This window comes from Nostoc linckia z4 (assembly GCF_002608075.1).
GTDB lineage: Bacteria > Cyanobacteriota > Cyanobacteriia > Cyanobacteriales > Nostocaceae > Nostoc > Nostoc linckia.
The window spans coordinates 52712-72691 of sequence record NZ_LAHA01000004.1 but is presented as its reverse complement, the minus strand read 5'-3'; the positions used below and the strand labels follow the sequence as shown (position 1 = coordinate 72691).

The following is a 19980-nucleotide window of genomic DNA, read 5'->3' as shown; positions in this document are numbered from 1 at the left end:
ATCTAGCGCAAGGACGAGCCAAGGGTCAATTATGTTTCCAACTTAATGGGCATTGGGCATTGGGCATTGGGCAAAAGAAAGATCCCTCCTTTTCCCTTTAACCTTTCCCCTTTTCCCAAGGCGTTGCCATCTCCCCATACCCAATGCCCATTAAAAGAAATCAGCCACCCAAGGAGAACTGGCTGCAAATATTTGCGTAGCTGCTGAAATGGCTGTTTCTGTGCCATGCAGTTTTCCGGCTATTTGCAGATGGTAGGGAGAAAATAAACTTGTGTATAGTGGTGCTAGTTCTCGGACATCTAGCTGCAATTCTCCTTTGCCACCTTTTGTAACTTCACCGCGTCCGTTGGCAACAGAAAGGATGAATTTACCATTGTTTGCATCTAGCAAATTATCTCGAATCTCTAGGTGCAGTTCTGTTTCGATTTCTGATGGATAACCGCGCATGGATAATGCTTTGACTACATCTACTATTCTTAGCATCCACCGAAACTGAGTGGAAATCTTGGCAGTTTGCTCTGGTAGTGCCAATGTTAAGGTATCAATTGCAGAACTCTTCCAACGCACCTGCTGAATTTGGGAACGATGGCTGGCTAGAAGAGACCAAAAAGTTTGTGTGGCGGCAGCTGTTTTGAGTACCCAATCTTTAACAACAATGATTTCACCATTCTGTGTTCGTTCTTGAGTGAAGATAATATAACCTTGGGGTTGGTCTTTTGTACCAATTAAATAGGCATAGGTCATTTCGTTTTGATCTGGTTCAATTAATCGCCGCCAAATTGCGGGATGTCGGTCTAAGTATCCATGCGTGAGTTTTGCTTGCTGCTGATATAGTTCGCGAAAGACTTCCAGATTTATGGGAAACACTGGTTGCAAAGGTAAGGGTTGCTCTCGTAGTCCAATGGCGTTGGTTGCAACTTCCCAAATGTACCAGCTACCCCCTTGCTCATACCCGACTTTTCGATATAAGCTTTGCACGGCGGGATAAAGAGCAGAAAGCGGTATGCCTCTGTCATAAAGTTCTTTAAGGGTATGCTGCATGAGAGCGATCGCTCCTCCGGAACCACGGTATTCTGGAGCAATAGCCACTACGGCAATTCCCGTCATTGGTAAACGCTCACCACCCCACCACTGTCCCATATCCAGAGTTGCTAACCCACCAATTAATTGCTGTGACTCACGAATAATCCGAAAGTTGTCTATGCCAATTTGGTTCATGTAAGTTTCCTCACCACCAATTGCGTTGACAAAACACTGCTTAAAGATAAACGCAAGCTGCTGAATATCCTGGGGATGAGCTAGAGTGCTGTATTCAAATTGGAGTGTCATCTCTTATACGTTTAATAATACAAATCGAAAATTATACTACAACGAGAGACATACAGGATTAGCATTTATGGATGAAACAAAAAGAAAACGGCTAGAAAAAAAGGGCTGGAAAGTTGGAACAGTTGCAGAATTTTTAGAACTTACGCCAGAGTTAGCCACTCTCATTGAGATTAAGCTAGCTCTGAGACGCAATATGAGTTGAAATTTAAATTGTATACTTGGGCACTCTATATTTAACAAAAATACTAGAGATTTATTTTTATGTCTACGACCTCAATTAGTGCAATACTAGAACAAACACAGAGAGATGCTCTGTTGCAAGCGATCGCCACAATTAAAGAAAAGTTACCATTTTTAATCGATTTGACCACTGAAGAGCGTCAAGCTTTACCCAAAATGGGAGATAAGAGTCGGGCGTTTGTTAGCAAAGCATTAGAGGTAGCGACACAGAACCCGGAGTTTTTACCGCGTTCGTTTGATTTGGAAGAAATGCGAAAGGATGTTCAATTATTTGAAGCGTTGTATCCGTTGTTATTGTCGTTGACGCAGTTACAAGAGTTGGTGGATGATACAACTCTTGCAGTGGGTAGTGAAGCTTTTACAGCGGCGTTGCAGGTGTATAATTATGCCAAAGTTAGTGGACACGTGGCGGGTTTAGATGCAGTGGTGGCGGAAATGGGACAACGGTTTGCCCGTAAACCTAGAAAAGCCAAGGCTGAAAAGACAGCGTTGTAAAAAATAACTTGTTAGCTGTACTTCAAAGGTGCAATGTTAAAGTTCAGAACTTAGATGTTGGAGTTAAAAGCTCGACGTTCCGAGTTTTGAGCTTGATTTTTGGAGATAAAAGCACGAAATTCCAAGTTCAGAAGCTCAATGTTCGAGTAAAAAGGTCAAAGTTCCGAGTTTTGAACAGCAAGTTTGAAGTTTTGAAATCAAAATGCCGAGTAAAAAGCCTGAAACTTTATTTTCAGAACTCGAAAATTGGATTTCAAAACTTGAAACTTCAACTTCAGAACTGGAAAATTAGACTTCAAAATCTAAAACTTCGCCTTCAGAACTGGAAATTTGGACTTCAAAACCTGAGTGACATTAATTCTTATTTCTGCCTCAACAAAATTCTAATGAATATTCTCATCAATTTATTGCTGTTTTTGCTGCCAATTCTAAGTAGTCTGTGGATTGCTCAAAGTTTCGATCCTTTAGCTTCTTATCAGCCTCTCCAAGTTATAGACGGTGCAGCTTTATATAAAAAAGAATTAACAAACGGTAATGAAGCTTATTTACAAGTTATTGACCTCCGGAAAATGCACATCGACCAAATCATTGGAGAGGTGGATAATATGGGTCAAAAGCAAGGTAAATATTATCAAGGAGAGGGTGGACATTACAGCCCTTTTTTCAAAAACAAATTATTCTCGAAAGTTGCAGAAGAATATCAACAGCTTTATGCTAACAACGTTTTTTCTATCATTAATTGTTCTTTTTTTGAGCAATATCAACCCAGTACACAATTATCTTTTCCCATTAAACTTAATGGTGTAGTCATCAGTGGCGGGAATAGTCCCTACGGCCCAGTCAAAGAACCAAAAGATAAATATTATCGTAATATTCGCCTCAAGGCTTTAGTGTGGGATGATAATCAAGCATATATTACAAATTACGATCCAACGAGCGGTGCGCCACTCAATCAAAAAGCAGTAAAAAATGCAATTGTCACCTACCAATACAGCGACCATCCGGCAAAAGTCTTAGCCCAAAATCAAGTCAATAAATACCAAGTCATGGGTACTCTTAACAAAGATGGTGTGAAAGGTGACGAACTGTTGTTGATTGTGACAGCGAACCAAACAACTTTAGACGAGGCGGCGGATTTATTGCGTAAATTAGGAGTCAAAGGGGATATCATTACCGTTGATGGTGGCAGATCCACTTATTTGTTTAATCCCCAAAGTGGAAATATTATTGTTCCACAAATGTCTAATTTGCAAGCAAATCCTACTTTTCGAGATTTACCTCATTATCTGGGATTCCGTAAGAAAAGTAAAAATCAGATTGCGCCAAAAATTTTCTTGAGTCAGCCAGCTGGTAAAGTCGTTGCGAACAAAGATCAACCTTATTTAATATTGTGGCGAGACAATTTTGATGGCGATGTCTCGATTAGGTTGTACTATGAGAAGAAACTTATTCAAAACATTTCTCCCCATACTGCTAGTGATGGAATTCATCAATGGATACCACGTATTCCAGTAAAAGAAGGATATTTTATTCGGGTTTCTAGCTTGCAACACCGGAATATTTTCGCTGAGTTGGAATTTTAGCTCAATGGGAAAATGAAATGAATGACTGGCTAATCGCAAACCTCGTAATTAGATTGGCGGTGTGGCAGTGGTCGGAATTGTCATAGTTTCTCACAGTAAACAACTAGCTTTGGGTGTGCGGGAACTCGCCGCACAAATGGTTCGGGGTGAAGTTCCCATCGCCATTGCAGCAGGGATTGAAGATCCCCAAAATCCTTTGGGTACAGATGCTATCCAGGTGAGTGAAGCGATCGCTGCTGTTTTCTCTGATGATGGTGTCTTGGTGTTAATGGATTTGGGTAGTGCTTTACTCAGTGCAGAAATGGCGCTGGAGTTTCTGTCGGAGGAACAACGGCAAAAAGTGTATTTGTGTGAAGCGCCTCTGGTGGAAGGTACGATGGCTGCTGTGGTAGCTGCTGCGGCTGGTGGAAACATTCAGCAAGTGATGGCGGAGGCACGGGGCGCATTAGTAGCAAAAGCAACTCAATTGGCTGGAGTTAGTAGCCCTGCGTCGGTTGGGGATAGCGACATCCCAGCCAGCAATGCAGAATCTCCAAGGCAAGAAATTCGGCTAACTGTCAGCAATCGCTTGGGTTTACACGCCCGTCCGGCAGCCCAGTTTGTGGCAACGGCAGCCCGATTTCAATCTCAAATTCTGGTGCAAAATTTAACTAGAAATACTGCCTTAGTCCGGGGCGATAGTATTAACCAAGTCACAACTTTAGGGGTGCGTCAAGGACACGAATTGCTAATTACTGCCACAGGTGCTGATGCAGATGCAGCACTGGCAGCATTGCAAGTATTGTTTGCAACTAACTTTGGCGAAGATAATGCAACTTTGAATTATTCAGCAGTGTTGCAACGCGAAGTTACCCCAAGCACTGATGGCGAACTCGTGGGAATTCCGGCTTCTGCGGGAGTGGCGATCGCACCTATGGTTCATTATCAACCCGCCCCCATTACAGTTACGGAATATCACGTAGAAGATACTGAATCTGAGTGGCAACGTTTACAAGCTGCAATTAACATCGCCCGCCAAGAAATTCAAGCGGTGTTCTCCCAAGCATCTTTTCAAATTGGCGATGCAGAAGCCGCCATTTTTGATGCCCATTTACTATTTTTAGAAGATCCAGTTCTTTTAGAAGCGGCTCATGGGCGCATTTTAGAACACCATATCAATGCCGAAGCTGCTTGGCAAGCCGTAGTTGATGAAGTGGCTTCTTCCTACCGCACACTTGAAGACTCTTATTTGCAAGAACGAGTGGACGATGTTGTGGATGTGGGGCAAAGGGTGATGCGCTTACTCACTGGCAATGCCCCAGCCAACTTGCATCTAGAATCACCAGCGATTTTGGTAGCCAGCGATTTAACGCCTTCGGATACCGCCGGACTAGACCCCACAAAGGTGTTGGGGATTTGTACAACTTCAGGGAGTGCTACTTCCCACAGTGCAATTATCGCCCGGACTTTGGGTATTCCCGCAGTTTTGGGACTAGATGCCCAGGTGTTGCATTTGGCAGATGGTACCCTCATGGCATTGGATGGTGAAAGCGGCAAAGCTTGGGTAGAACCAGAGTTAGATATTCTAGAACAGCTTCAGACAAAGCGAGAAGCTTGGCAAGCTGCCCAACAGCAAGCACAAGCCACGGCACACCAGCCAGCAATTACTTCTGATGGTCGGCAAGTGAGCGTTTTTGCCAATATCGGTAGTATTAATGATGTGCAAGTGGCTGTAGCTAATGGTGCCGGAGGGGTGGGACTACTCCGCACCGAGTTTCTTTATTTGGACAGAACCAGCGCCCCCACAGAAGAAGAACAACTAGCAGTGTATCAGGCGATCGCTGAAGTTTTGGAGCATCGTCCGTTGTTGATTCGGACTTTGGATATCGGTGGCGATAAACCACTTCCTTATTTGAGGGTAGGATTTCTGGAAGCCAACCCATTCTTAGGTTGGCGGGGAATTCGTTTTTGCTTGGGGAATCCAGAAGTTTTCAAAACTCAATTGCGGGCAATTTTGCGAGCTAGTGTCGGACACCAAATTAAAATTATGTTGCCCATGATTGCTACTTTAACGGAGGTGCGGGCAGCTAAGGCAATTCTGGGTGAAGTGCAAGCTGAACTCAAGCAAGCTGGTATTCCCTTCGATGCAGGAATAAAACTAGGAATTATGGTGGAGGTGCCCTCAGCAGTGGCCATGGCCGAACGATTAGCCACTGAAGTAGACTTTTTTAGTATCGGCACCAATGACTTGAGCCAGTATATTATGGCAGGCGATCGCACCAACCCACGGGTGGCAAATTTAGTTGATGCCTTGCATCCAGCAGTCTTAAGGATGGTAAAACAAACCGTTGAGGCTGGCCATAGGGCAGGAATTTCCGTCGGTTTATGTGGCGAATTGGCAGCCGATCCTTTAGCAACACCGATTTTACTAGGTTTGGGACTAGATGAATTAAGTGTGAACCCTCAAAGCATACCTGCAATTAAGCAGAGAATTCATCAGTTAAGTTTAGTCGAAAGTCAGGCGATCGCAGCATCAGCATTAGAACAAGATTCCGCACAACAAGTAAGAGAACCATCGGCGCACCCACGCTTGTAAAAATGTAGAGACGTTGCATTGCAACGTCTCTACATGTTGGCGGTTTGAAAAATCTGTTCAGCAGTTAAATTCAATTCCGGGAAAGTTGGTGATTCAATGATATCGCCCTGAAGAAACTGTCGGACTTGGTATTCCCCCTCAACCAACAAGTAAACTGAGATAGTTGGTTGTTTGGGATTGCCGATAAATCGTCTACCACCTAAAGCTGCATAATCTACAATCCAGTATTCCGCGATACCTACTGCTTCATAGTCAGCAGCTTTTTTTAAATAATCATCTCTCCAGTTTGGGAAAAGGTTAAAGGGTAAAGGGTAAAGGTTAAAGGGTAAAAGTTAAAGGTTTTTTTCCCTTTCCCCTTCCCCTTTTCCCCAAAACCCGACAAGTATTGAGGCGGGTGGGGTGTTTCAGAATTTATTGCTACTTTAAATTCCCAGCCTTTTCAACAACTGCCTTTAACTCTTCAAAGGTGATACTACCGTCTTCATCTCCGTACATACTCAGCAACTCCTGGGGACTACTGACACCTGTTTCTGCTGAGATGATTGCACTTAAGCCTGGGCTTAAAAAAAGCTCATTTTTCGAGACTTTACCATCTCCATCGGTATCCAAGGTATTAAAAAGAGATTGAAGCTCTTGCTCGGTTGCCATAATTTTTCTATTTGTAATTAATTGTTCTTCGATCGTACAGGAATAAAGCGATCGCCAAAATCATCCCTAGTATAAAAAAAACTGCAACATCCTTCTGTCGTTCGATTGGCACTTTTTTTAACGTAGACGCGCAGCGGCTTGCCCCAGGCTACCGCTCCAGGCGCAGAGTACACACAGAGAGAAGAAACAGATGTAAAAAATTGCTTAACTGAACTGTATTGTGCTATATTTGCCAAATTTTGATGGTTTGGTCTGTACTACCGCTAGCGAGTAACTTACCATCAGGACTCAGGGCGAGAGAATTCACCATCTCTAAATGACCAGTCAGGGTTTGCAGTAGTTCGCCTGTGGAAACTCGCCAAATTTTGATGGTTTTATCTGCACTAGCGCTAATTAAAGTTTGTCCATCTGGAGTAACGGCTAGGGATTTTACTGCTTGTGAGTGTCCGGTTAATGTGTGCAGCAGTTTACCAGTGGCGAAATGCCAAACTTTGATGGTTGTGTCAGCATTACCACTGAAGAGGAGTTGTGCGTCGGGACTCATGGCAATTGCATTGACTCCGCCATCATGACCGTTTAGCGTGCTTAACGGGTCACCTGTGCGTGGATTCCACAACCTGATTTTGTTGTCAGAACTACCACTGGCAAGGATTGTACCATCAAGGCTGATTGCCACGGCATGAACAGCCGATGAATGCCAAAGGGTACAAATGCGGTCGCCTTTATCTAAATTCCAAATCTTGATTTTATTACTGCCACTGGCAAGAATTGTACCATCTGGGCTAATTGCCACAACATTTACTGGTTTTTGATGCCCTAAAAGTGTGTGCAATACTTTGCCTGTTTTTAAATGCAAGACTTTGACATTACTTTTGGGGTGTTCGCAGCTACCAATAGCAAGGAAATTACCATCGGGGCTAATTGCTAGAGATGAAACTTCACCTAAATTATCTGTCAAAGTGCGGATGAGTTTGCCGGTTTGCAAATTCCACAGATTGATGGTTTTGTCTGCACAGCCACTAACTAAAATTTCGCCATCAGAACTAATGGCCACAGAGGTAACTTTGCCAGCGTGTCCAATAAGGGTATACCGGAGATTGGCATTTTCTAAGGTGCGCTTGTGTTTGAGAATGGCGATCGCTTCTAGGAGTTTTTCTACAGCTAGAATATTTTGGCGATCGCTCACAGCTGTAAAATATTCTTTTAAGTTTTGGAAATATTCTTCATCTTCAATTTTCACAGCTGATTGCATGGCCTCCAAGGGGTTAGCAAATTCCTGTGATGAAGCTTGACGTAATTCCAACCATGTGCTAACTGAATAATCAATTTGTTCTTGTGCCCAAGAGCGATCGGGTAAATGAGATAAACTTTGAGCTAACTGCAAAGCCAACTCTGGAACCCAACAACGTCGTTCCTCTTCTAGAGCTTGGTAGACTTGTTTATAACCTGTGGCTATTGCTTCCACAGATTGGAAATCAAAAGCATCTTTGAGCAAACTTGGCAGCAACTTTGGCAGCAAAGGCGCTACATCATGATGAACTAAATGATAAATATCCGCTACCCAAGCCGCAACCAGAAAATGACAACTAATCAACACCTGGCAAAGCTGTTCAAAATCTTGATGATTAATTTGATATTGCAAGGATAACTTGCTCACATCAATACCTTGAGCCTGCCATTTTTCTGATTTTTCTAAAATTGCCAAATTAAGTACATTATCTCTGCCCAAAAGATTGATTTCTTCTAAGTTTTCTCCCAACGCCAATAATTCATCTCGAATTTTCTTCCACTCCCAAGCGCGTCTTTTGGCAGATTCCTGAAGAATTTCTTTATAAGATAACCGTGCAATTGTTTTGTAGTAATACTTACCTTGTTTTAATCCCCAATAACCAATCCGAAAATTGAGGTAATCTCCATCATTTTCTGACTCTAAAATTAAAATTGGTTCTGTTTTTAGAATGCCATACAAAGCCTTGATACTGGATTCACTATGAAAACGTTTACTATCCCAAGCTCCTGCTAAAAATTCTGTTGGTCTAATAGGATTGTGGAGAGAATAATGTTGATTGAATAATTTTCTTAAACCTTCAGCCAACATTAATTCTATTTCAGAAACGCCATCACTCCTAAGTTCAAATTGGTCAAATTTTATTTGCGGAGGAGCAAGAAAGATTTTGAGCGGAGTCCGCCCTTGATTTGTATGAGATTCTAAAATTTGTGAGGGGTATAATCTTAAAGGCCAACTCTCAAAAATTTTGTATACTTCTGGTAACTTAAGAGCAGTCTCTCTTTCTTGATCTGCTACTTTTAATTGTGTTTCACGCTGATAAACAGCTAATTGTTGTTGCAGAAGTTTTGTTTGTTCAAAACTTCCATCATAGCTATCATTTTCTGCCATCATATTCTTGCCAAATCTGACAGCTTCATTAATAACTGTAGGCAATAGATAATTAGTTGTAGTCAGACTTTCTTCCCTTCTCTTTTGTATCAGGTCTACAATTACAGGTGCAAACTCTAATACCAATTGAATTAGTAATCTTAGCCCTGGCTCCATAGGAAGAGTCCTGTTAAATAAATAACACTAACAGTGTGCTGAAAATCTGAATAATAGCCGAGTGTTGGACATTGTATAGACAATCGCTTTACTCTTTGTCTATGGCATGTCATCTATCCAAAAAGATAGCATGTATTGTCCAAATTTTCTGCAAACAGTTATCAGGCCTATGATGTGGGGTTGAGAGGCAGCATCTAGTAATTCCTTTAATCCACAGATTATGGATTTTAGATTTTGTATTTCCCTGAAGATATACCTGGAGGAGGAGTCATTGGTTAAAAAATCTATCCCTTATTTCCCATTACCTATTCCTCAAGAAATACCAATAAATTAAGTATTGAATTTTGTATAATCTTGTGGGATGGGCGTCTCGTCCAACCATAATTCTAGTTACACAAGATATGCACTCCACAAGAATATTTCGATGTTTTTTAATTTAGAAATACCTCAAGCCAACTGTTAAAATCTGATTCCCAGTTGTCCATTAAAGCCACGAACAGAATTGTAGCCAGCACCCACAAAAACATTATCACTAGCGCCTACCTGAACGCCACCTGAAACCGCAACACCTTTATCTTCTGAATACAGTCCAACTCCTACATAAGGTGAAACTACAGGCAAACTAATAAATTTCAAAACATCTACTCCTGTAGCGCCATCAGGGCCAGTTCCTACTTCAACTCCAAAATTCAAAGCCCTAGCTCCCACAGCATAAGTTATATCCCCATCTTTGCCACCTACTGAAACCCAAGGCTGTGGTATCACTTGAGCCGATGCTTGGCTGGGGGTAAATAAACCTAAGAACCCTATGGATGTAATTAATGTTTTAGCAATAAAGCTTATTTTCACGTTATTTTCCTACACTAACTGCGGCATTTTCATAGTTTTCTCAGAACTAGCAGATTTCAGTATTGCTGTTAACTAAGATTTGTCCATGATGGCTAATGCTGACGGAATGAAGCTCATTTAAGTGCCCGTATTCATGACACCTGATGTAGAGACGTTGCATTGCAACGTCTCTATCTATATTTTTCCAAAATCTAAAATCCTTTCTACTCCCAAGTGGATACATTTCGCAACACATCTGGAATTTCTCCTTGAGACAAAGGAAACTCCAGAATAGTCTCTCTATAACCTAAATACCCAGATTCAGCGAAGGATAATAGCATTCGCGAAAGCGCCAGCCAAACCTCTGGTTCGTATTCCCAATCACGATAACGGGAAGCTTGACCAGCAATTGAACGTAGTGCCCAGAAATATGAATTTCTGACCACCGAACCGCCTTTTTTGAACTCTGGTAAATCCTCATGGTGAATAAAAAGTAATTTATTGTCGATTCTTGCTCTCATTGAAATTTTGGATTTTAGATTGTGGAAATTGGGGTCGATCGCATTTTCTGAAAATCTAGATACATATGATTATTTAATAGGGGCACACAGCTAGCTGTGCGCCCCTATTAAAGTATTTGTATCAATCTAAAAGTGAAACAATATGAGGACAAAGGTTGAATAAAGCTTTTGCAAAAATAATTTTGCAAGAAAGGGAAAAGGATTTTTCTTACCCTTTACCCCAATTCTCAATTCAACTTAATGCCTGAGCCACAGCTGCTGAAAGTGATTCATTAGCTGCTTGCTTCAACAATTCTGCTTTATCTGTCTGTTCCCAAGGCAAGTCTAAATCAGCCCGACCAAAGTGACCGTAAGCCGCGACGTCCTGATAAAAACGTCCGCCTCGTTCACTTGGCAAGTTGCGTAAGTTGAAGGTATGGATAATTCCTGCTGGACGCAGTTCAAAGTGCTGCTTGATTAATTCCAGCAAGATTTCTTCATCGACTTTGCCAGTACCAAACGTATCCACTAAGATGCTGGTTGGCCGCGCTACGCCGATAGCATAGGAAAGTTGGATTTCAACTTTATCAGCTAAGCCAGCGGCGACAATATTCTTTGCCACATAACGAGCTGCATAAGCCGCAGAACGGTCTACTTTGGTGGGGTCTTTGCCAGAAAAAGCACCGCCGCCATGCCGTGAATAGCCACCATAGGTGTCAACGATTATTTTCCGTCCTGTTAGACCAGAGTCTCCCTGAGGCCCACCAACCACAAATTTACCTGTGGGATTGACTAAAAAGCGTGTTGCTTCGTTAGGCTTAACGTCGATGTCGCTAAAAACAGGTTCAACTACGGCAGACCATAGGTCTTGTTTGATTTTGGCTTGTACTGCTGCCTCATCTGTGATTTCACCGATACTGGCTGTATGCTGGGTGGAAATCAAGATAGTATCAATGCCTACGGGACGTCCATCTTCATAAACTACAGTTACTTGAGTTTTACCGTCAGGACGCAGGTATGGTAATTCACCTGTTTTGCGAACTGCTGCTAATCGGCGAGCAATGCGGTGAGCTAGACTGATGGGCAAGGGCATCAATTCTGGTGTTTCGTTGCTAGCAAAACCGAACATGATACCTTGGTCGCCAGCGCCAATTTTGTCGAACTGTTCGTCACTATCTTGCTGGCGGGTTTCTTGGGCCGTGTTGACGCCTTGGGCAATATCAGGTGATTGTTCGTCTAAAGCGAGCAAAACGCTGGTGCTGTTGGCAGAAAAGCCGTTATCAGCATTGATATAGCCGATTTCGGCAATTTTCTTGCGGGCGAGATTGACGAAATTTACATTGGCTTTGGTGGTGATTTCACCTGTAATTAGCACTAAGCCAGTATTAACAACTACTTCAGCGGCTACACGACTGCTTGGGTCTTGTGTCAGTAGAGCATCAAGGATGGTATCAGAAATCTGATCGCAGATTTTATCTGGATGACCTTCAGTGACTGACTCGGAGGTAAATAAATATCGACGAGACAAAGGTTGTTCCTCCTTGTTAGAGTATTTTCGCTAACTAAATGCGTTATTTAGTCCAGCTACCTAATTTATGAAATCATAACAACATTTATACTGGAGTCGTTAGTGTCTTTTGAAGATCGATTAAAACTACTAACTACAAGTAAGGAAGATACAATTTACGCTAATTATTTTCTCGGTAAAATGTTTTGAAGAAGACAAAAAAAAGCGGGGCATTCCGAAAAGTGCCCCTGCAAGCTTTGACACAAACCTGCTGCTTTAGACTTGAATTGCTAACTTTGCTTCTTTAGCTGTCAGCTGTTCGTAAGCAGCACGCATTTTTAAACCTGTAAGTACTTGGAACAAGCCAGTTCCATTATTGGAACCTGGATATTCACGGTGCTGGAGTAACAAGTGAGTCAACTCACCTTGATATTTGGTTGATGTATTGCTGAGATGGGTTTCGATGTAAATGACTTCTTCTAGGTTGTCAAATTGACCATCCACTTCTAATACTGAGACGTAGCGACCATAGTAGACATCTGAACCGTAGTACAGTTGCATACCAGGGTAAGAACAGGTGAGTTTGCGTCCGCAGGGAGTCCAATGAATTGTTGAGCCTTCATCAAATAGGTAGGTTGGCTCAAAGCCTTCTTTTCCTTCCCGCTGGAGCATACGTACCCGTAGGACTCGACGCTCAGTATCGTTTTTGATTAAGTTTGTGGGTAATACCTGAAGAACTACGTCGGCAAATTCTCTTTGTGGTTCAATAAACTTTTCAAAGTCAGGTTTGCGGGAATTGATTTGTGCTAAGACATCTTCGTAACGATGACCGCGTTCAGCCATATCTCGCTGGATTTTCCAGGCAATTTTGACTTCATCACTGATGTCGAAATAAACGCTAAAGTCGATTAGCGATCGCACTCTTTCATCATATAAAGGATGCAGCCCTTCAATTACCACAATGTGATTCGGCTCTACCCGCTCTGGCGGATCGATCAAGCCGGTTTCGTGGTTGTAAATCGGCTTATCAATCGCTTGACCATTTTTGAGCGCTTTGATTTGCTCGTACATCAGGTCAAAATTGTTGGCCCTGGGGTCTAGTGCAGTTATCCCGGTTTCTTTGCGCTGTTTGCGATCCAAGGAGTGATAGTCATCCAAACAGATGACTGTCATTAAATCTTCACCAAACAAATCTATCAAACGACGCAAAAACGTAGATTTACCGCAACCAGAGTCTCCGGCTACTCCAATCAGTACCACGCGTTCCGGCTTACTTGTCATAAATCTCCTCTTAATACTAAAGTTGTGTCAATAATTTTTCACACAGCAGATTCTGAAGCCAGGAGTTTACCCCTTTGGTTTATCCTGCGTTCTTGCTACCCAGCACTGCTATAAGACATCAACAAGTAAACAACAAATTTAAAACTCATAAGTTGCTACTCATTGGACTAGCCTGAATCTAAGTGCCGGTAAGTATTTAATCCTAGTGGTATATTTGATTTTAACAGAAGGGGGTATCCCATACAAGATTTGATGTTAACAAGAATTAGTTTGGTTTACTAATCATTTTGATGATTGAGCTGTTAATTTACCGTGAGGGATCGATACTACCTGTAAGTATTCCACTGCTCTGTTGTTTGCTAGTTGTGACTTTATCTAATGGTGTTGTAATGGTATAATTGATATCTTTGGCAAGTTTTTTGGCCTTGGCAAGTATTATTACGCCCAAAGACTGCAACATATTTGAGACCATAATCTATCTAACGAATGACTCCCTAAGTTGTATGAGTAAAATTATTGGGTGTAAATTTATGGATAAACTCAAATAGAAATCTCAGTGTTCTCAACATTCAAGATTCCATTGATAAAAATAGTAAGCAATTGGGCTTTGAATTCATTGACTGTTAACGGTTAACAGTTAATCGTCTACAGTCAATAGCCAACACCAAAAGATGTATTGCCTAAAATGGACGATAGCTGAAATTTTAGCCAGAGATGCAAAATCTATAGATTTTAACCACTAAGTGGAAATACTGCTACTACAAGCTTTTGATATTCAACATCTGCAACAAACTCCATCAGTTGACTAAGCCCTTTGGGCAGGGAACAGCGAATAGTGAACAGGCAACAGTTGTAAAATCCTGCTCGAATATTAGGTTTGTGAGCAACTAAATTTATTTATGAACAGGACTTACGCAAAATTATGAAAAAACGTAGACGCCGAGCGGCTTGCCGCAGGCTACCACAAAGGACGCATTCGCGCAGCGTCTCGTCAGAGAAGGACACGAAGGAATAAGAGTTTCAGAGAGTTCTTGCGTAAGTCCTAATGAGAAAAGGTAAAAAGATTTTTTCGAGACACTCATGCTGTGAAAAATACGTCTTTATACAAATCCCCTTATTTTAATTGTGGGGATTTCCCTGTTCCCTATTCCCTTTTAAAGTTAACCATCACATGCGGTTGTTTATTTTTTGCAGTTTTCTTGGCAGTGATTCGAGTCAGGTTGAGACCCACAAGTAAAATTACAAACTGTAGTAACAAGCTTTTGATGGAGGTTGACAGATTTTTCACATCAAGTAAAACTGATTATAGTTGCTTAAATCACAGTTCTCTCTGTTGTTATGTTCCTAGCTCCAATTGTACTAGTCATGTAGTTAAACATGACCAAGTAATAAATATAGCTATGAATATTTGATGAGAGTAGTAGATTTCGCCAAGTAAGGTCAAGGATAAGATGCTTAATAAGTGCATCGATTTATACGCCTTGTCCTCTCTGATGCAACATTGTTATTTCTAGACAAAAGCTAGCAACAAAGTATCGGTGGTAGTTAACGAAGAAAAGATTAAATTGATTCATTATTAACATTCTCCAAAAGACTTATCCTTTACCTTAGAAGGTGAACAGGTGTGTTTTTTACTATGCCTGGATGTCTTCGGTGAGTGTACTTAGCAAGGCATCACTTAGTGATGTCGTTTTTCCAGAAGGTCAGTTTTGTGAAACGAAAATCCGGTAAACTAAAGCTGGCAAGGTAGGGGAATAGTTTTTTTTTGAAAAACGGTTAAGTAAATATCGGAGTGGTAGAACGAATGAACAATCAAGGTGCTGTTGAGGGTGCTGCCAACACACAATTAGGTAGCCGCGTCTTCCTCTATGAAGTGGTAGGTCTGCGTCAGAGCGAAGAAACCGATCAAACAAACTACCCAATTCGTAAAAGTGGCAGTGTGTTCATCAGAGTGCCTTACAACCGCATGAATCAAGAAATGCGACGTATCACTCGTCTAGGCGGCACTATTGTTAGCATCCAGCCTGTAGCTGCTTTAGGGCAAGTTAATGGTAAAGCCACACCTGTGACTATTAATACTGAAGTTAAAGCTGAAGCACAGCTAGAGAAGAAGGACAAGAAAGGCAACACCATGACTCAAGCGAAAGCCAAAAAAGACCACGGTGACGTTCCTGTTAACACTTACCGTCCCAATGCTCCGTTTATTGGCAAGGTAATATCTAATGAGCCGCTAGTCAAAGAAGGCGGAATTGGTATTGTTCAGCACATCAAGTTTGACCTGTCTGGCAGTAACTTAAAGTACATAGAAGGTCAAAGTATCGGCATTATTCCACCAGGATTGGACAAGAACGGCAAGCCCGAAAAACTCAGATTGTATTCCATTGCCTCAACTCGTCATGGCGACGATGTGGATGATAAGACAGTATCACTGTGTGTCCGCCAGCTAGAGTATAAGCACCCAGAAACTGGCGAAACAGTCTACGGTGTTTGCTCGACACACTTGTGTTTCCTCAAACCAGGGGAAGAAGTGAAAATTACAGGGCCGGTGGGTAAGGAAATGTTATTACCCGATGACCCCGAAGCCAATGTAATTATGATGGCAACCGGAACAGGTATTGCGCCAATGCGGGCTTATCTGTGGCGTCAATTTAAAGACGCAGAAAGAGCAGCTAACCCAGAATACCAATTTAAAGGATTCTCTTGGCTAATATTTGGCGTGCCGACAACTCCAAACCTCTTATATAAGGAAGAACTGGAAGAAATTCAACAAAAATATCCTGATAACTTCCGCCTGACTGCTGCCATCAGTCGCGAACAGAAAAATCCCCAAGGCGGTAGAATGTATATCCAAGACCGCGTAGCGGAACACGCAGATGAACTGTGGCAGTTGATTAAAAATGAAAAAACTCACACCTACATTTGCGGTTTGCGGGGTATGGAAGATGGCATTGATGCAGCCTTAACTGCTGCTGCTGCTAAAGAAGGCGTCACCTGGAGTGATTACCAGAAGCAAATCAAAAAAGCTGGTCGTTGGCACGTAGAAACTTACTAATTTTGTCATTAGTCATTAGTCATTAGTCATTAGTTATTCAAAAAACAAAGGGCAAGTGACTAACGACTGACAACAAACGACAAAAGACTAAAGAAGAAGGATAATCAGTAGGTAGGGCAATCGCTCTACCTACAATTTTTATTGGTGAAATTGGGTGCAAAATTTGTGGGTGTCAAACTGGGAATACTGGGATTAGGAACCGTGGGAACGGGTACAGTGCAGTTGTTACAAGACAAAACTGGGCGTCACCCGTTGTTACAAGAGATAGAAATATGCCGTGTGGGGGTACGATCGCTTGATAAGCCCCGTGCAGTAGAATTATCTACCGATGTGGTGACTACAGATTTAGAAGCCATTGTCAACGACCCGGCAGTGGATATAATAGTAGAAGTCATGGGCGGATTAGAACCAGCGCGATCGCTCATTCTCAAAGCTTTAAGTAATGGCAAGCACGTAGTCACTGCCAACAAAGCAGTCATCGCCCGTTTTGGTGCAGAAATTTTCACCACAGCCAATCAAGCAGGCGTATACGTGATGTTAGAAGCCGCAGTCGGTGGTGGAATTCCGGTAATTCAACCCTTGAAGCAATCTTTAAGCGTTAACCGCATTCAAGCTGTCACAGGTATTGTTAACGGTACAACTAACTACATCCTCACCCGGATGCAAACAGAAGGTAGCAACTTCAGTGATGTTTTAGCTGATGCCCAACACTTGGGTTATGCCGAAGCCGACCCCACAGCCGACGTTGATGGCTTAGACGCAGCTGATAAAATTGCCATCCTGGCATCATTAGGTTTTGGCGGACGTATCAACCTCAAAGATGTGTATACCGAAGGCATTCGGCAAGTCAGCAAAACAGATATAGCCTACGCCGAAAAATTGGGATTTGTGATTAAATTGTTAGCGATCGCTAAAAGAATTACTTCCTCAGAAGAGGATAGGGAGACGCGGGGATACGGTGACGCGCAAAAATTTTACCTATCTCCTCTTTCCGTGAGAGTTCATCCGACTTTAGTGCCGAAAGCACATCCTTTGGCTAGCATCAACGGAGTTTATAATGCCATCCTTGTGGAAGGAGAACCCATTGGGCAGGTAATGTTTTTTGGCCCTGGTGCTGGTGCTGGTGCAACCGCCAGTGCTGTAACCTCAGATATCTTGAATTTAGCTGCAAGTTTAAAATCGCAAAAAGTTAGTACTGATAATCAATCCAAAATCGGTTCGCTAAATCCATTATTAGCTTGCGGACATCACGAATATAGCCAAATTGTGCCGATGGCAGAATTGATAACTCGGTTTTATGCCCGTTTCCTTACGAATGACCAACCTGGAGTTATCGGTAAATTGGGTACTTGCTTTGGTAACTATGGCGTTAGCTTAGAATCAATTGTGCAAACAGGCTTTCAAGGGGAACTAGCAGAGATTGTAGTTGTCACCCATGATGTGCGGGAAGGTAACTTCCGGCAAGCCTTGGCAGAAATTGAGAGTCTGGAAGCTGTAGAAAGCATTCCCAGCTTACTGCGGGTACTTTGAGATGAATAAATATTCCATCATTGTGTAGACGGACGCGGGGACAAGGGAGAGATTTTGATAACAAGTTGATATTAATCACTAATGACCAATGACCAATAGACCTCTTGCACAAGAGTGCTTTTTGCACTCTTGTGGGAAAAGGGATACATCTTTATTGGCGAAAGGTAAAATACCAAACCTTTCCCCCTTTTCCCGACTTCTGCAAGAAGTCTATTGACTAATGACTAACAGGATCGAGTTTTATCCGAGCTTTATTCGGACGACAGGGGCTTCCCCAACAAACTTGTCCAGAAGGCATACTGGTGAAAACACTGCTACGAGCGCCAATTACAGCGTTAGCACCAATTTTTACTCCCGGCCCAATGAAACAATCTGTCGCCACCCATGCACCATTCTCAATGGTGATGGTTGCTGTTTTCAAGCCAAAGGCAGGGTCTTGGATGTCATGGCTACCAGTACAGAGGTAGCTTTTCTGGGAAATTACGCACTGTTCGCCGATGTTAATTTCATCGAGACTATATAAAACCACGTTGTCTCCAATCCAACTGTAGTTGCCTATGGTAATTTTCCAGGGGTAAGTAAAACGCGCAGTGGGTCGAATCAATACGCCTTTGCCGATACGAGCGCCAAATAATCGTAGTAGAGTACAACGTAAAATATTTAACGGTTGAGGAGTCAGAGGAAAGGCGATCGCTTGTACAAACCACCATAATAAAATATACCAACCAGGACGCCCGCGATCGAACCAAGATTGGTTATATTTGCGTAAATCTACAAAAGGTTTGTCATTAGTCATTCAATTTTGGATTTTAGATTTTAGATTTTAAGATTTTAGATTTTAAATTTCTCCTCCAATCCAAAATTCAAAATTCAAAATCTAAAATTGCTAGAGTTAGGAGTCAATGGTCAATAGTTTTCCTTCTGCTCCTCGACTTCCCTGCTCAATAATTTCCTGCTTTGCTGTAGTTGCAGTATTTAAATGACCACCACAATTTCGTAATTCGTAAAGTTTAACTCCAATTTGATATTCATATTGACTCAGCAATCGTCCATATATATATCCTGCTTTGCCGTCTAAAAAGCCGCGTTGGATGATATAAAATAACACAAACCGCAAAAGAGGCTTAAATGGCAAGCGTACCCATACTTTTTTCAAAAAGCGTTTGCGTTGCACTGCGTCACCAAATAAATTTGCACCAATAGTGCCGCTATCATCTTGACCTGTGAGAATATTATAATAAACGCGAGCTTCCCAATTTGAATAGCGATTGTGCCGTTCTAACCAATGATAAAGGTCGCGAAAATCTTCATGGAGCATATCATTTTTCAGATACCCAACTTGACCCTGTAAAATTACATGTTCGTGAACTTCGTTATCGCCAGTGTTGGGAATATCTTCTGTATGTAAATTTTCGTAGCGTCCTTTTTTATGCTTAAACAAACGCAAATTCCAATCGGGGTATTTTCCACCATAACGAATCCACTTGCCTAAGAAAAATACCCGGCGATTGAGATAATAACCACTATATTCATCTTGATTAATTGCCTGCTCAATTTCTTCCCAAAGTTCGGGAGTGATGCGTTCGTCGCAATCTACAATTAGTACCCATTCGTTACGAAAAGGTAGGTTATCTAAAGACCAATTTTTCTTTTTAGGCCAATGTCCGTTGAATTTAAATTGAATGACGTTAGCGCCATAACTTTTAGCAATTTCGACACTATTATCGTTACTTTGAGAATCGACTACAAATATTTCATCTGCTCTACTGAGACTAGTGAGACAAGCTGGTAAGTTGGCTTGTTCGTTTTTGGCAGGAATTAATACAGAAACTGGTATTTTAGATGACATAAGAATTAT

The 19980-nt window shown here is 41.9% G+C and carries 16 protein-coding genes and 1 pseudogene; 6 read left to right on the top strand and 11 right to left on the bottom strand.

The features are described 5' to 3' along the window. Positions 1-150: 150 nt before the first annotated feature. The gene (locus VF06_RS05110) at positions 151-1329 is read right to left on the bottom strand and encodes a GNAT family N-acetyltransferase (protein WP_099066189.1); all 1179 of its coding nucleotides are present in this window, start codon (positions 1327-1329) and stop codon (positions 151-153) included. Between the two features lie 67 nt (positions 1330-1396). On the opposite strand from VF06_RS05110, the gene VF06_RS05105 reads away from it, so the two are divergent. From VF06_RS05105 to ptsP, 4 genes are all read left to right on the top strand, one after another. Beyond that, positions 1397-1531, top strand: a complete 135-nt coding sequence (locus VF06_RS05105; protein ID WP_257207558.1) for a hypothetical protein — start codon at positions 1397-1399, stop codon at positions 1529-1531. A gap of 59 nt (positions 1532-1590) precedes the next feature. Beyond that, on the top strand, positions 1591-2064 hold the full coding sequence (locus VF06_RS05100) for a hypothetical protein (protein ID WP_099066190.1): 474 nt from the start codon (positions 1591-1593) through the stop codon (positions 2062-2064). Positions 2065-2450: 386 nt separating this feature from the next. Then, positions 2451-3647: a hypothetical protein gene (locus tag VF06_RS05095; protein ID WP_099066191.1), complete on the top strand. Its 1197-nt coding sequence runs from the start codon at positions 2451-2453 to the stop codon at positions 3645-3647. Between the two features lie 67 nt (positions 3648-3714). Next, entirely contained in the window at positions 3715-6222 is a 2508-nt protein-coding gene (gene ptsP / locus VF06_RS05090; RefSeq protein ID WP_099066224.1) for a phosphoenolpyruvate--protein phosphotransferase, read from the top strand. A 29-nt stretch (positions 6223-6251) separates the two neighbouring features. Here ptsP and VF06_RS05085 read toward each other — a convergent pair. The 8 genes and pseudogenes from VF06_RS05085 to VF06_RS40335 all read right to left on the bottom strand — a co-directional run. Continuing rightward, positions 6252-6509, bottom strand: a pseudogene (locus tag VF06_RS05085) (Uma2 family endonuclease); the annotation flags it as partial. Positions 6510-6639: 130 nt separating this feature from the next. Continuing rightward, positions 6640-6870, bottom strand: coding sequence for an EF-hand domain-containing protein (locus VF06_RS05080; protein WP_099066192.1), 231 nt, complete (start codon positions 6868-6870; stop codon positions 6640-6642). Between the two features lie 223 nt (positions 6871-7093). Continuing rightward, positions 7094-9424: a WD40 repeat domain-containing protein gene (locus VF06_RS05075; RefSeq protein WP_099066193.1), complete on the bottom strand. Its 2331-nt coding sequence runs from the start codon at positions 9422-9424 to the stop codon at positions 7094-7096. Between the two features lie 459 nt (positions 9425-9883). Beyond that, entirely contained in the window at positions 9884-10273 is a 390-nt protein-coding gene (locus tag VF06_RS05070) for a hypothetical protein (protein ID WP_099066194.1), read from the bottom strand. Positions 10274-10476: 203 nt separating this feature from the next. Beyond that, positions 10477-10773 carry a hypothetical protein gene (locus VF06_RS05065; RefSeq protein ID WP_099066195.1) on the bottom strand — a complete coding sequence of 99 codons (297 nt, stop codon included), beginning with the start codon at positions 10771-10773 and terminating at the stop codon, positions 10477-10479. 232 nt (positions 10774-11005) lie between these two features. Then, on the bottom strand, positions 11006-12280 hold the full coding sequence (gene metK, locus VF06_RS05060) for a methionine adenosyltransferase (protein ID WP_099066196.1): 1275 nt from the start codon (positions 12278-12280) through the stop codon (positions 11006-11008). A 255-nt stretch (positions 12281-12535) separates the two neighbouring features. Next, complete coding sequence (locus VF06_RS05055) at positions 12536-13540, bottom strand: phosphoribulokinase (RefSeq protein WP_099066197.1); 1005 nt, start codon at positions 13538-13540, stop codon at positions 12536-12538. Between the two features lie 307 nt (positions 13541-13847). Then, positions 13848-14012 carry a hypothetical protein gene (locus VF06_RS40335; RefSeq protein WP_180267719.1) on the bottom strand — a complete coding sequence of 55 codons (165 nt, stop codon included), beginning with the start codon at positions 14010-14012 and terminating at the stop codon, positions 13848-13850. 1332 nt (positions 14013-15344) lie between these two features. Here VF06_RS40335 and cpcD/petH point away from each other — a divergent pair. Both cpcD/petH and VF06_RS05045 read left to right on the top strand, forming a co-directional pair. Beyond that, on the top strand, positions 15345-16592 hold the full coding sequence (gene cpcD/petH, locus VF06_RS05050; protein WP_099066198.1) for a bifunctional rod-capping linker CpcD/ferredoxin--NADP reductase PetH: 1248 nt from the start codon (positions 15345-15347) through the stop codon (positions 16590-16592). 165 nt (positions 16593-16757) lie between these two features. Continuing rightward, positions 16758-18122 carry a homoserine dehydrogenase gene (locus tag VF06_RS05045; RefSeq protein ID WP_099066225.1) on the top strand — a complete coding sequence of 455 codons (1365 nt, stop codon included), beginning with the start codon at positions 16758-16760 and terminating at the stop codon, positions 18120-18122. Positions 18123-18339: 217 nt separating this feature from the next. Here VF06_RS05045 and hpsU read toward each other — a convergent pair whose 3' ends face one another. Next, complete coding sequence (hpsU, locus tag VF06_RS05040) at positions 18340-18918, bottom strand: hormogonium polysaccharide biosynthesis acetyltransferase HpsU (protein WP_099066199.1); 579 nt, start codon at positions 18916-18918, stop codon at positions 18340-18342. Positions 18919-19014: 96 nt separating this feature from the next. Beyond that, entirely contained in the window at positions 19015-19971 is a 957-nt protein-coding gene (locus VF06_RS05035) for a glycosyltransferase family 2 protein (RefSeq protein ID WP_099066200.1), read from the bottom strand. Positions 19972-19980: the final 9 nt, after the last annotated feature.

Coding starts and splice junctions, on each gene's coding strand:
- VF06_RS05080 (WP_099066192.1), bottom strand. CDS start 6,870: ATGGCAACCGAGCAAGAGCTTCAATCTCTTTTTAATACCTTGGATACC.
- VF06_RS05100 (WP_099066190.1), top strand. CDS start 1,591: ATGTCTACGACCTCAATTAGTGCAATACTAGAACAAACACAGAGAGAT.
- VF06_RS05095 (WP_099066191.1), top strand. CDS start 2,451: ATGAATATTCTCATCAATTTATTGCTGTTTTTGCTGCCAATTCTAAGT.
- VF06_RS05035 (WP_099066200.1), bottom strand. CDS start 19,971: ATGTCATCTAAAATACCAGTTTCTGTATTAATTCCTGCCAAAAACGAA.
- VF06_RS05105 (WP_257207558.1), top strand. CDS start 1,397: ATGGATGAAACAAAAAGAAAACGGCTAGAAAAAAAGGGCTGGAAAGTT.
- VF06_RS05075 (WP_099066193.1), bottom strand. CDS start 9,424: ATGGAGCCAGGGCTAAGATTACTAATTCAATTGGTATTAGAGTTTGCA.
- VF06_RS05110 (WP_099066189.1), bottom strand. CDS start 1,329: ATGACACTCCAATTTGAATACAGCACTCTAGCTCATCCCCAGGATATT.
- VF06_RS05065 (WP_099066195.1), bottom strand. CDS start 10,773: ATGAGAGCAAGAATCGACAATAAATTACTTTTTATTCACCATGAGGAT.
- cpcD/petH (WP_099066198.1), top strand. CDS start 15,345: ATGAACAATCAAGGTGCTGTTGAGGGTGCTGCCAACACACAATTAGGT.
- VF06_RS40335 (WP_180267719.1), bottom strand. CDS start 14,012: ATGGTCTCAAATATGTTGCAGTCTTTGGGCGTAATAATACTTGCCAAG.
- hpsU (WP_099066199.1), bottom strand. CDS start 18,918: ATGACTAATGACAAACCTTTTGTAGATTTACGCAAATATAACCAATCT.
- VF06_RS05055 (WP_099066197.1), bottom strand. CDS start 13,540: ATGACAAGTAAGCCGGAACGCGTGGTACTGATTGGAGTAGCCGGAGAC.